The sequence below is a fragment of the Thalassotalea sp. Sam97 genome, from assembly GCF_041379765.1.
GTDB lineage: Bacteria > Pseudomonadota > Gammaproteobacteria > Enterobacterales > Alteromonadaceae > Thalassotalea_A > Thalassotalea_A maritima.
In genome coordinates this window covers 149,803-161,666 of sequence record NZ_CP166919.1, presented here as the reverse complement: position 1 = coordinate 161,666, position 11,864 = coordinate 149,803, and the positions used below count along the sequence as shown (strand labels likewise).

At 40.2% G+C, this 11,864-nt stretch carries 11 protein-coding genes; 3 read left to right on the top strand and 8 right to left on the bottom strand.

From position 1 onward, the window contains the following. Window position 1: 1 nt before the first annotated feature. Complete coding sequence (locus ACAX20_RS00685; RefSeq protein ID WP_371187681.1) at window positions 2-1,234, top strand: pyridoxal-dependent decarboxylase, exosortase A system-associated; 1,233 nt, start codon at window positions 2-4, stop codon at window positions 1,232-1,234. A 58-nt stretch (window positions 1,235-1,292) separates the two neighbouring features. On the opposite strand, the gene wecB is transcribed toward ACAX20_RS00685, so the two are convergent. From wecB to ACAX20_RS00645, 8 genes are all read right to left on the bottom strand, one after another. Beyond that, on the bottom strand, window positions 1,293-3,539 hold the full coding sequence (wecB, locus tag ACAX20_RS00680; protein ID WP_371187679.1) for a non-hydrolyzing UDP-N-acetylglucosamine 2-epimerase: 2,247 nt from the start codon (window positions 3,537-3,539) through the stop codon (window positions 1,293-1,295). 65 nt (window positions 3,540-3,604) lie between these two features. Then, window positions 3,605-4,708: a nucleotidyltransferase family protein gene (locus tag ACAX20_RS00675; protein ID WP_371187677.1), complete on the bottom strand. Its 1,104-nt coding sequence runs from the start codon at window positions 4,706-4,708 to the stop codon at window positions 3,605-3,607. After that, a complete protein-coding gene (locus ACAX20_RS00670) occupies window positions 4,696-5,556 on the bottom strand; it encodes an HprK-related kinase A (RefSeq protein ID WP_371187675.1) in 861 nt (286 codons plus the stop codon). Before ACAX20_RS00670 ends, ACAX20_RS00675 begins: the two co-directional genes overlap by 13 nt. Window positions 5,557-5,618: 62 nt before the next feature. Continuing rightward, window positions 5,619-5,825, bottom strand: coding sequence for a hypothetical protein (locus tag ACAX20_RS00665; RefSeq protein WP_371187673.1), 207 nt, complete (start codon window positions 5,823-5,825; stop codon window positions 5,619-5,621). Window positions 5,826-5,833: 8 nt separating this feature from the next. Further along, the gene (locus ACAX20_RS00660) at window positions 5,834-6,460 is read right to left on the bottom strand and encodes a hypothetical protein (protein ID WP_371187671.1); all 627 of its coding nucleotides are present in this window, start codon (window positions 6,458-6,460) and stop codon (window positions 5,834-5,836) included. Window positions 6,461-7,100: 640 nt separating this feature from the next. Then, on the bottom strand, window positions 7,101-7,946 hold the full coding sequence (locus ACAX20_RS00655) for a hydrolase 1, exosortase A system-associated (RefSeq protein ID WP_371187669.1): 846 nt from the start codon (window positions 7,944-7,946) through the stop codon (window positions 7,101-7,103). After that, window positions 7,915-8,733: a hypothetical protein gene (locus ACAX20_RS00650; protein ID WP_371187667.1), complete on the bottom strand. Its 819-nt coding sequence runs from the start codon at window positions 8,731-8,733 to the stop codon at window positions 7,915-7,917. The genes ACAX20_RS00655 and ACAX20_RS00650 overlap by 32 nt, the downstream gene beginning before the upstream one ends. A gap of 3 nt (window positions 8,734-8,736) precedes the next feature. Further along, window positions 8,737-8,976, bottom strand: a complete 240-nt coding sequence (locus tag ACAX20_RS00645) for an acyl carrier protein (protein ID WP_371187665.1) — start codon at window positions 8,974-8,976, stop codon at window positions 8,737-8,739. A 198-nt stretch (window positions 8,977-9,174) separates the two neighbouring features. On the opposite strand from ACAX20_RS00645, the gene ACAX20_RS00640 reads away from it, so the two are divergent. Together ACAX20_RS00640 and ACAX20_RS00635 are read left to right on the top strand one after the other, a co-directional pair. Next, a complete protein-coding gene (locus ACAX20_RS00640) occupies window positions 9,175-10,905 on the top strand; it encodes an asparagine synthetase B (RefSeq protein WP_371187664.1) in 1,731 nt (576 codons plus the stop codon). Then, window positions 10,887-11,849, top strand: coding sequence for a polysaccharide deacetylase family protein (locus tag ACAX20_RS00635; RefSeq protein WP_371187662.1), 963 nt, complete (start codon window positions 10,887-10,889; stop codon window positions 11,847-11,849). The genes ACAX20_RS00640 and ACAX20_RS00635 overlap by 19 nt, the downstream gene beginning before the upstream one ends. The last annotated feature ends 15 nt before the right edge of the window (window positions 11,850-11,864 follow it).

The window sequence follows — 11,864 nt, the reverse complement described above, 5'->3', positions numbered from 1 at the left end:
TATGAACAGTAAACCGACACATCAACAACATCCATTACTAAATACTGATCACAATGAGGTTCATATTGGTGGCAAGTCCGTATCAGAGATTAAACATATACTTGGCGATACACCTTTTTATGCTTATGACCGTGCCATGATAACTGAGCGGGTGACAACGTTAAGAGCCATGTTGCCAGATGAGATCAAATTGCACTATGCAATCAAAGCAAACCCTTTTGCGCCTGTCGTTCACCACCTCGCCAATCTCGTTGATGGTTTTGATGTCGCGTCTAGCCAAGAAATGCTAATCGCTCTGCAAACAGGCATGTTAGCAAACGAGATCAGTTTCGCAGGCCCAGGTAAATCTGATGATGATTTACTGGCGGCAATCATTGCCGGCGTAGTTTTACACATCGAGTCTAAAAATGAATTGGCTCGTGCCATTGATATTGCTAATCAACAACGGCTGCGCGCTAATATAGCACTACGAATAAACCCCGCATTTGAACTGAAATCTTCCGGTATGAAAATGGCTGGAGGCCCCAAACAATTTGGTATTGATGAAGAACAAGTTGCCGATTTATTGCAGAGTCTAGATCATCAGACCATAAATTTTAAAGGCTTTCATATCTTTGCAGGTTCACAAAACCTCAATAATGAAGCCATTATTGAGGCGCAACAAAACACATTTCGCTTAGCCGCGACATTGTGCTCCTTGCTGCCAGAAAACCCCGAGTACATTAATATTGGTGGCGGCCTTGGTATCCCCTATTTTCCTGGCGAGCAATCATTACCTTTGTCGGCTATTGCGGATAATCTCAGCCATTTACTTGAGCAATATCAAGCTCAACTTAATGGTGTTGATATCGTTATGGAACTTGGTCGCTATTTTGTTGCCGAAGCGGGAGTGTATGTTTGCCAAGTGGTCGATGTAAAGCACTCTCGTGGAGAAAACTATCTAGTGTGTGATGGCGGCTTGCATCACCATTTAGCCAATTCGGGAAACTTTGGCCAAGTCCTGAGAAAGAATTATCCTGTCGCAGTAGCCAACAAACTGCAGCAAGAAAAAGATCAAATGTATCAAGTAGTTGGTCCGCTGTGCACGCCTCTCGATATTGTCGCCAGTAACTTACAAGCTCCAGATACTTCGGTCGGTGATTTAATTGCCGTGATGCAATCGGGTGCTTATGGCTATAGCGCTAGCCCACATGACTTTCTAAGTCAAAAGCAATGTCAGCAAATCCTGCTTTAATCTCGCCTGAAAGCCTGCAACATGCGCTTCAACATTATCAAGCCAATAACTACCTTTGCTAATAAGCAAAGGTAGTTAAGTTCAATTGCTTGTAGTCACTATGCTCTGTAACCATCAACAAAATATCGGCCCACTGTTGTAACGCCTCGATATCCATAAAAGGTGCCTCCCATTGTTTGATGTATGGATCATGATAATGAACTTCTACACCAGACTTTTGTAGGTGTTCGATAATAGCCTGTGCCGGAGTTTCTCGCGCATCATCCACGTCGGGCTTATATGCAACACCTAAGATACCAACTTTATGAGCACCGCGGCGTTCAAGTTCAGCCTTTACTTTGGCAGCCACCAAATGCGGTTTTTGTTCGTTAATACGCCGACTTAAACGGATTAACTTACCAGCTTCAACATCGGCTACCAAAAAGTAGGGATCAATGGGTATGCAATGCCCGCCAACGCCAGGCCCAGGGTTTAGGATATTTACCCTAGGGTGACGATTAGCTAGCTTGATAACCTCCTTACAATCGACGCCAATTTGCTCACACACTTGGGCAAGTTCATTCGCAAAAGCAATACCAACATCGCGCGATGTATTCTCTACCAGTTTTACGCATTCCGCGGTTGTTAAATCTGTTGTGAACAACGCCCCCCTGACAAAACTAGCATATAAGTCTTTCGCCTGTTGCATAGCAGTTTGGGCTGCCGCACCAATAATACGATCATTATGGGTTAGCTCATGCAGGGTTTGCCCTGGGATAGCACGCTCTGGACAATGTACAACATTAAGTTGTAACCCTTGTTGGCGTAAGCGTTGTTCAATCTCTGTGCAAGTACCTGGCGCGACAGTCGATTCTATTATGATCAACTGCCCATCGGTGGCTACCTTTGCAATATCATCAATCGCTTTATTTACATAGCTAAGATCACATTTGCCATCAATATGAGGCGTTGGCACGGCGACTAAGTATATCGGGTTATTTGCGACCGCTGTCGATGCATGTAAAAAGCCCGCTTCAGTAACGTCAGTTAACAATTGTGGCATGCCCTGCTCATCAAATGGACACTGACCTCGATTGATCAATGCGACTTTATCAGCATTAACATCAACGCCGACGACTCGTGCGCCAGCTTGGGCCATTAAGCATGAGATAGGTAGTCCCATATAACCAAGACCAACAACGGTAACACTGTGCCCATTAGCGACAATATGCTTTGTTTTGGGCTCTAATTGCGTCGCTAATATTTGTACAATACGTTTTGCCACTTGGCCATCGCCAAATGGGTTTTCCCAGCAAACATTGTTTTTACCGAACCAACTTGCCGCTGCTGACAGTGCTTTATCAGTGTCTCGACCTACCAATACATTAGCACCAACCTCTACCGACTCAGGTCTCTCTGTGTTTTCTCTTAGCGTGATACAAGGAACACCAAGTAAGCACGCCTCTTCTTGAATACCACCAGAATCCGTCAAAATTAATTTTGCGCTACGTTGCAACTGAATAAAATCCATGTATCCGACTGGTGGTGATAAAATCAAGAAGTCAGGCACTTGCAGTTCGAATTCTTTCAGCTTAGCGACAGTACGCGGATGTATTGGCCAAAAAACCGGTAACTGATAGGTATCATATAATGCCGAAAAGAGACTAAGTAACTCTTGCAGGTGTGCTTTAACATCAACATTGGACGCTCTATGTGCAGTCACTAAAAAGAATTGCTTATCTTTAAGACTCCACTGAGTAAGTACGTTCGATTGGTGCTGAGCAATATCTAAGTGCTGTTGTAGAGAATCCGATATCGTATTACCTACAACAAACAACTTCTCTTTTACGATGCCTTCTGTGGTTAATATACGCTCTTGGTTTGGTCCTACCGCAAACAGAAAGTCACTCATATGGTCAGTTAGAATTCGGTTCGTTTCTTCTGGCATCATCCTATCGTAACTGCGCAGCCCTGCCTCAATATGACCAACCTTAATATTTAGCTTACTTGCCGCCAAAGCACCTGCAAGCACCGTATTGGTATCGCCTTGCACGAGGACAATATCTGGCCTTTCATTTGCTAGAATGGGCTCAATTTTAATTAATATATTGCCTGTTTGATTACTATGTAAACCAGAGCCGACACCCAAGTTATAGTGAGGTGTAGGCAGTTGTAATTCTTCGAAAAATATTTCGTCCATATCTTTCGAGTAGTGTTGATTCGAATGGATAAGAAAGAATGGAATATTTTGCTGCTGGCATTCCCTGATCACAGGTGCCATTTTTATTATTTCAGGTCGTGTACCAACGATAATCCCTATTTTCATTATTGTTGTCTCCGAGTGCTAGGGTATACAACCAAAGTCTAGACAACATTATGGAAATCTCCATATTAGCCAATGGTTTGCTGATTTTTTTTAAATAATGAATTGTCTGTTATTTTCTCTATTAACTGATTTGCTGCTTTACGCAATAAATGGGGGAGCAAAAGCCTTAATGGCATTCTTAGTATGTGTCCACGCCAATATAAAATGGTCGTTGCGAGAACATCTTGCCACGTCGGCTGATAAAGACTTTTAGGCTTAAAAATACGCATAAAGCATTGATCATAGATCCATAACTTCGCCGGCATCATTTGCCGACTTTGCTGAGCATAGTGCTGCTCCGTAAGTACAGGTGTATTGAAGATCATATGACAATATCGCAACGCTAAATGCAGGTAGTGCTGTAGCCCCAATGATTTGGCTCTAGCAATTAATGAGGCTACAAAGTCAGCGTCTTCGCTTACAAACTGACGCAACATCATGTCAATATCCGACAAATTTCGTAAACCGGTATGGAATTCAGATTCGCTGAATAAATGCGACGCACTGTGAATGATCGTATCAAGCTTGGATAACACTTTAATATCACCGTAGGGCAAAGATACGGTTTGATAATCAAATTTGCTAGCGTCTGGGCACTGACGATTAGTTAACGGTAAAATGTTATGATGAACATCTAATATGGTATGGCGCTCGTGATGAATGAGCGGCGCTATTTCATGCATCCATTGGCGATAATAATAATCATCATATTCATCGTCTTTAGTTGGCATCCAACCTCTGGTTTTCAGTGTAAACTCAATATTTAAAATACTTTTGTATGGCACTAAAATGTCTATATCCGATGCTATTCTTCCTTGGCTACAATCAAGATTAGACAAATAATAAGAAGCTCCTTTTAAGAAGCACACAGAGAAATGTGGAGATAGTAAGCTAGTTAACTCTATGACTTCTAAACGTAACTGCTGTTGTTGCTTTTTTGCTATTTTAGCAGCGCTAGCAAAGTGCCACTGCACATAGTTGGGCAACTCAATATGATTACTTTCAAATACATAATGTAATCGACCCAGTAGGCCGGTAACTCGAGCCTCTCGCATTAACTCTTGCCAGTCACTTGGTTGATATAACTCGGCTATCTCGGGGCTGGTTAAGCAAGCAATTAATTTTGACATAGCAACTCCGAAAGCAGGGCATCTGCATCATCAAAGTTACTATAAGGAAAGTCAAAAGCCTTAAGCCGACTTGCGAGCTGATGCACTACCTCAAAGCCTTGATGCATTTGCACATGGTAATTAAAGCTATTATCGATGATCCTTGAAAATGCATCGCTTGCAGTGACTTGGTTTAAACTTCCCTTAACACCGGGTTGATATTTTACAAAAGCAAAGGCACCAATCGATGCTTGCGGTTTACCGCTTAAGGATTCAGTGCTCGGCTTAAGTAAAGCAACGCTACCTTTATGAGTGTCATTGCTCACATCACTAAAACATACCTGAGAACTTTCCGATGCAATTAATTCTATCGCATCATTTTTCAGATTGATCGGTCGGGTACATTGCTGCACTTGCATTGACTGCATGTCAATTAGAGCCAACTCATCAGAAAACAAGCGCCAACCTCGTAACATTAAGCCTGCAGATAACGTGCTTTTACCTGAACCTTGATGCGCTGGGAAAATAATCGCTTTATCGTTTTTAACCAATACTGAAGCATGGAGGATAAGATACTGATGTGCATAATTAGCAATGCACCAGTTTAATCCCCACTCCAACATTGGGTACGCTTGCTTGCGAGGTAAAGGTTTGAAAGGCTTAAATGTATCACAAAAAAACTCTACTTGCGGATAGAGCCACTTTCGCAAACCATCGGCTGATCTTATAAAGACAGGGAAGTCTATAAAAGACTCTTCACTGGGAGGAGAAAAATCTGCATACATACGCTCTAACATGCTGGCGACGCTAGCCACATCTGTTTTTATTTCGGTCGTAAACGGGCCAATTGATAACGATTTAGAATACACAGTAGACCTTCTTCTTATTATTGTCTGTTTTGCGGGGCAACTCTAGAATATTTTGATATTTACTAGACTGCCTTACACTCGACAATTTCAAGCATGACTAAGTTTTTCAAAATATCCTCTTGCACATCCAATGCTATTTCATCATTCCAGGCTGCTCCATTACACAAGAAACGCTTTAAAACTTCAGCGGCTTCAAATGCTAATACATGCGTTGAGCAATCTAGTTGGTTAAAGACAACCATATTGTCGCCAAGCGGTAGTGCCTTCACGCCACAACTTAGTCTATAATTTGTGCTGTTTGCCATGCTGTGAGTGTCGTTTTGTCAGGGCCGTAACTATACCGGCTTTGAATATAAGCTACACTGTACGGAAAGAAAAAACCGGGCTCTATTACTTTCAGCATGTCGCACGACGAAGCGTCTTGGTTACAGATAGCTAATGTTTTCTCCCAAAGGTGAGCATTTAAAGCGGCAGCCACACTAACCTGCCGTGAAATATTAGTATTGTCTGCTAAAGCTTTACCAATCAAAATTTTACTATTCGTCGACAGAAGAGTAGAAATAGAAGTATCTAATGAGAAATCTAAATACCCCCAAACATTACCATAACTACTGCCAATACCACATGCTTTTCCCCCCAACCAACTACTCGGAGAATATGAAATTTCTTTACATTCCGTTGAAATAGTTTCAGGTCCAGAGTTATGTCCTGAAACTTGGCCTGAAATGCTACACCCGCCTCTCTTACCGTAATACTCACTGCCCCAAACAGGCTTAGCCGCCATGGTCGTAATCAAAGGAACCGCAACCGATGCCTTTTTGATGAAGGCACGACGCGATGCCACTCCACCATTTACGTTAGCCGAATCGCCACTACGATTATCTTTGTTCGTGTTATCTGACATTAGCTTGCTCGATATCTTTTTTATTAAAACATCACTCCTAGATTACCTAAGTGTAGTTCAATTATAAAAACGTGCTAAATTAAAAAGTAAATTATATTTGCAAATATAAACAATGATTTAGCATTAAAAGGCGCGTTACTTATTACACCAAATAAATGGTGTCTAATTAGCATTAGAGTACCATGCGCGAAGTTCCATGAAGCCTCTTAATTATTAAGTGTTGAAACGGGATTTTTAACACGGTCAGAGGAAAACTGGCAGGCATCAGTTCTGCTTATGATAGGTGTGTATTAGTCAAGTTAAATTGGCCACTACAATATTACTTTTGGTCAGCGCGTAGCGATTAAAAATAATACCCGCTATGTCGCAACTCTGACCTTCAGTGATATAAGTCATATCGAGCAACGAATCTATATCTAGGTATATTTTGTGAGTATGGCATCATTGGAAGGGGCTGCACTTGCTACTTGGATTTAAAACTGTGGTTGCAAATGCTCAACTAAGAATAATATCTTCTGCGCCATTATTCTTAGTCATCGATATCGCGATGTTAGGCGCGTTCGCTAAGCCACTTGATTGATTTAAAGCCAGCTTAGTCTTTACTTTACCCTGTTTTTTACGTAGCTATATGCTTCCAGTGCTACCCAGAAATAATCTCAAGTTGTTTTACAAAATCAACAGTAAGAACTTCAACTTCACGTTTCCAAAGTCGTTGAGAAAACGTATGATCAGCATCCTTTATCCTGTGTATCAAATTATCATGAGCATAAAACTGATGCTTAGCAGAGTTTGAGTTAATCACCTGTTCGAATTCTCGAGCAGTGAGATCGTCGCCACTGAGAACAAAGCAGGAAGAACCAGAAAAATTCAAATATCCATCTATCATCCGCGCTTGGTATGATTGGTTACTTTGCTCATTAGGAGTTTGATGATGCTGATGTGCTGCATACCCCAAAAAAGCTTTTAAACTTTTATAAGCCTTAAATTGTCCTGATACCAATTTAGTCCAAAATGATTTGCTAACCAAACGATTTAGATAATAGTGTTTAAGCATTGTTTTGGCTTTAGCTTGAGGCGATTCTAACCAAGGATTCAGCAACATCACGGCCTTAACTCGCTCGTCGGTAGGCGCATATATCAATGCAGCTGAAGCACCATCACAAAGAGCCCACAAAACCACTTGTTTGATATTAGCTTGTTCAATAAAAACATCAATCGCGGACCTAATATCAGGTCCAACATTATCAAATGTTTTTTTAATACCTGCACTATCTCCCATACCGGTATAATCAAAGCGAAAGCAAGCAATATTATTGTTTGCCAAAAACCTAGCTAACTGCACAAATTGTCGGTGACTGCCAACTCTATACTGAGGTCCACCAACCACCACTAACACACCTATATCATCGACCTCATTAGTTGGCTGATGTAATATGCCTAGTAAGTTTTGCCCATCACAAAAAAATGGAATCGCGCTCTCTTTCATAGTTCACACTGTTATTAATAATTAGCTGATGTAATAGATACAGAGATGGCTGCTCATAAATTTCTGGGGTTTGCCAAAATGCTTGGGATGGCACAGCTTTTACATCAATATTTTCTGCATCACTGACAATTTTATCTACTGCTGGTGATATTGATGCTGACGCTAGTTCAAACCAATGTGTATCAATACCAGTAAATAGCGGTGGTGATAATTTAAGTGCCTCAATCGAAGTCAGTAACTGAGAAGATATTAAGTAACCACTAATCTCTACTTCCTTTCCCTGTAAAATATGCTCACGCCAATTAATATTTTTAGCGCCAGTATTCATTAGCTCGTTCATTTGTTTAATACGAATAAACTGCCCCATAAATATCGTACCGTTAATTACTGGCTTCCATAGAATGACACTAGTGATATCCATTGCCGCTTTAATGCGATCTTCGATACTCGCCGCAATCAAAGCACCAAAACGAACTCCCCATAAAACCACCTTCGTGATACCTTGACTGACTAACCAATGGCAAACATTAATAATATCCTGCTGCCATATCGATACATCAACATCAACCAATTCCCCTTCGCTGTCCCCTGTACCAACATAATCCATGACAACGCACGGAAAGTTAGCTGCGAATCTACGGGCTTGATTAGCAATCACAGCTCTACTTAAATTCATTTCTTCGAATATCGAGGGCAAACACAAGATGGCAGTTTGCCCAGCAAAGCTCCCAAACTGGGTGACAAAAATCTTACCCTGAGCTGAATCAATAAAATGACCGGTTAGCATCTTTTATCCGACTTTAGCTTCAACAAACCGAGTTAACGACCCTATAGTTTCAAAGACCTCGGCACTTAATTCATCATCCGCAATAAAAATACCAAACTCTTCTTCTATCGCTGTAAGTACTGTTACAACAGCCATTGAATCGAATTCCGGTAGAGCCCCCAATATAGGTGTATCGAAGCCCCAAAGAGCATCACTATAGGTTGGTAAAGCCACCTTAACCAGTTGAATTATTTGAGATTGCATTGTTACAAGTCATCCATTTTGAATATTGTTATTAACTTATATAACTATAGATAAAAAACAAAAAAAAGTAGTTTGATATGATTAAGTAATATTGCATCTGCGATATCTTAACGTGTTCACTACTTTCATTTCTGTCAATTATCAAACTTGCATTAATCAAAAAAGCAGCTACACATTAATAGCATAATAGTAAGAATAATGGCTTTAAGTTTTATGGATGCAGCTGCCCAAACTTCGTTTCAGCAACCTTTTATAATCAACATATTTGACACCAACGGCGATACACACTTATGCGATGAAGCTCACCCCATTTGTGTGTTTGGCGAAGTATTAATCGAGGGTAAAAGTGCATCAAGATCAGACATATTAAAGTCCTTTCAATCATGTGATCACGATATTTACCAACTATATTCGAAATTGTCAGGGCAATTTTCACTCATCATATACCATGATAATGAGTTACTTCTGATTACCGATCTATTCAACACTGTACCAATATTTTATACATGGGATGCCACCAACAATAATGTATTAATATCTAATTCGTTGCGGCAACTAGCAAAGAACATAGCTAAACCAATTCGCTGGAATCAACAGGCCATATTTAATTACTTTTATTTTCACTGCATTCCATCTCCCGAAACAATTTATCAAGGCATTTATAAGTGCAACCAGGGATGTTTGACTCGATTAAACGAGCAAAGGAAAGTAGTTGAACAAATCCTTTATACTCCAGCATATGCAACTCACAAGGACAAGTACAACGAAGAGCCTCAACACTGTTTTTCATTACTTAAACAAGCTATGGCTCCTGCATTATCAAAACAAACCGGTGCGTTTTTAAGTGGTGGCTTAGACAGTTCAACCTTAGCGGGTTTGTTAAGCCAAGCTCAAAAAGAGGCACCAACTTTTTCTCTAGGTTTTCATGAAAAGCGTTATGATGAAACACCATTTGCAGAGATCACTGCACGCAAGTTTAATACCCAACATCATACCAAGCTTCTAGATTCTGATGAGGCCTATGAATGCTTAGTTGAAATGATTCAAGGCTTTGAACAACCATTTGGTAACTCATCTGCTTTGGCTACCTATTTCTGCGCTAAACATGCTGCTCAGAATGGTATAAAGACATTAATTGCTGGTGATGGCGGAGATGAAATCTTTGCTGGTAATGAGCGATACGTAAAGCAAAAAGTTTTTCATTTATATCAATTTGTACCTAACTCGATAAAACCCATTTTCGATATATTTTTTATTAACAAGCTGGCTAAATCGATACCTTTGCTAAAAAAAGTTGCCAGTTACATTGAGCAAGCTAAGTTACCACTAGTTAATCGTATCGAGTCTTATAACTTTATAAATCACTTTGGATCGGAGCGAATCTTTCATTCAGACTTTTTAAAACAGGTCGATATCGAGCAACCGACAAATGCCCAACAACAGAGGTTAGATCAATGCCCTAGCGATGATCTAGTTGAGAAACTTCTCTATCTTGATTGGAAGTATACACTTGCAGATAACGACATCGTCAAAGTAAATGAAGCGAGCCAGATGTCGGGTATTCTACCATGGTTTCCGTTCCTTGATAAAAATGTTGTCAACTACTCATGCGACATACCAAGTTCAATAAAACTACCCGGCTTTAAATTGCGGCATTTTTTTAGAAAGAGCTGTAAGGGATTTCTTGCTCAAGAAACATTAACTAAAAGTAAACATGGCTTTGGTTTACCTTTTGGGCATTGGTTGAAAACTAATCACAAATTTCAAGAGTTAGCACTACAACAAATCGAGGACTTCAAACGACGTAATATCCTGAAGCCGGAATTCATTGATGACCTGCTTACCGAGCACAAAAAGGGTAGCGAACAATATTACGGAGAATTTGTTTGGTTAATTTTGGTTTTGGAATTATGGCTGATCAAATCATAAAGTTAATACACAAAGCTGTTTTTTTAGCGTACTGCTTGTTTAGTAAAAACAAACTCAATATATTGATTTACCATCAGGTCCTTGAGCACAAAGATCTACTTAGACCAAGTGAACCGTGCAAGAAAGAATTCAACTGGCAAATGCAACTTGTAAAGGACTACTTCAGGCCTTTGCCTTTGAAAGAAGCCGTTAGCCTTTTGAAAAACAAAAAACTGCCCAGGGGCAGTATATGTGTCACGTTCGACGATGGTTATAAAAACAATCTAGATATAGCTGCTCCCATTCTACAATCACATGGAGTGCATGCGACATTCTTTATCGCCACGAAATTCATCGATGGTGAAAATATGTGGAATGACTCTATCATCGATCTTTTTATAAATGAGCGTAAGCAGAATGTCGATTTAAGTGCTGTAGGTGAAGGTGTCGTTAAACTATTAAATATTGCGGACAGAAGATACTGGATTACCAAGATTATTAATGCTTTAAAGTACTTACCCGTTGAAAAAAGACAAGCTATCGTTGATAAACTTGTGGCTGATAATCGAGTCCATTCTAAGCCTAAAATGATGAATGTTGAAGAAATCAAAGCCCTCGCCAAACTTGGTTTTGACATTGGTGCTCACACTCATAACCACCCTATTCTTGCTGCTGGTGACATAAAATCGAGCGATATTGAAATCATCACAAGCAAACGCATACTACAGTCAATTTTAGGCGACGTGGTAGATACCTTTGCGTACCCAAACGGTAAATATGAAAAAGACTTTTTAGATACAGATATGCAACTCGTAAGAAACGCCGAGTTTTCGTTAGCAACATCTACCGATTGGGGAGTTAATACATCAAGAGATAATTTCTACAGGCTTAAGAGGTTTACCCCGTGGGATAAAACCCCATTAAAATTTCATCTTCGCTTATTAAAAAATTTAATTGGAGCCTAACCTTTCAATCTCGGA

Excerpts from the sequence above, each read along its gene's own strand:
- ACAX20_RS00640 (WP_371187664.1), top strand. The coding sequence starts at position 9,175 with ATGGCTTTAAGTTTTATGGATGCAGCTGCCCAAACTTCGTTTCAGCAA.
- wecB (WP_371187679.1), bottom strand. The coding sequence starts at position 3,539 with ATGAAAATAGGGATTATCGTTGGTACACGACCTGAAATAATAAAAATG.
- ACAX20_RS00675 (WP_371187677.1), bottom strand. The coding sequence starts at position 4,708 with ATGTCAAAATTAATTGCTTGCTTAACCAGCCCCGAGATAGCCGAGTTA.
- ACAX20_RS00635 (WP_371187662.1), top strand. The coding sequence starts at position 10,887 with ATGGCTGATCAAATCATAAAGTTAATACACAAAGCTGTTTTTTTAGCG.
- ACAX20_RS00655 (WP_371187669.1), bottom strand. The coding sequence starts at position 7,946 with ATGAAAGAGAGCGCGATTCCATTTTTTTGTGATGGGCAAAACTTACTA.
- ACAX20_RS00650 (WP_371187667.1), bottom strand. The coding sequence starts at position 8,733 with ATGCTAACCGGTCATTTTATTGATTCAGCTCAGGGTAAGATTTTTGTC.
- ACAX20_RS00660 (WP_371187671.1), bottom strand. The coding sequence starts at position 6,460 with ATGTCAGATAACACGAACAAAGATAATCGTAGTGGCGATTCGGCTAAC.
- ACAX20_RS00645 (WP_371187665.1), bottom strand. The coding sequence starts at position 8,976 with ATGCAATCTCAAATAATTCAACTGGTTAAGGTGGCTTTACCAACCTAT.
- ACAX20_RS00685 (WP_371187681.1), top strand. The coding sequence starts at position 2 with ATGAACAGTAAACCGACACATCAACAACATCCATTACTAAATACTGAT.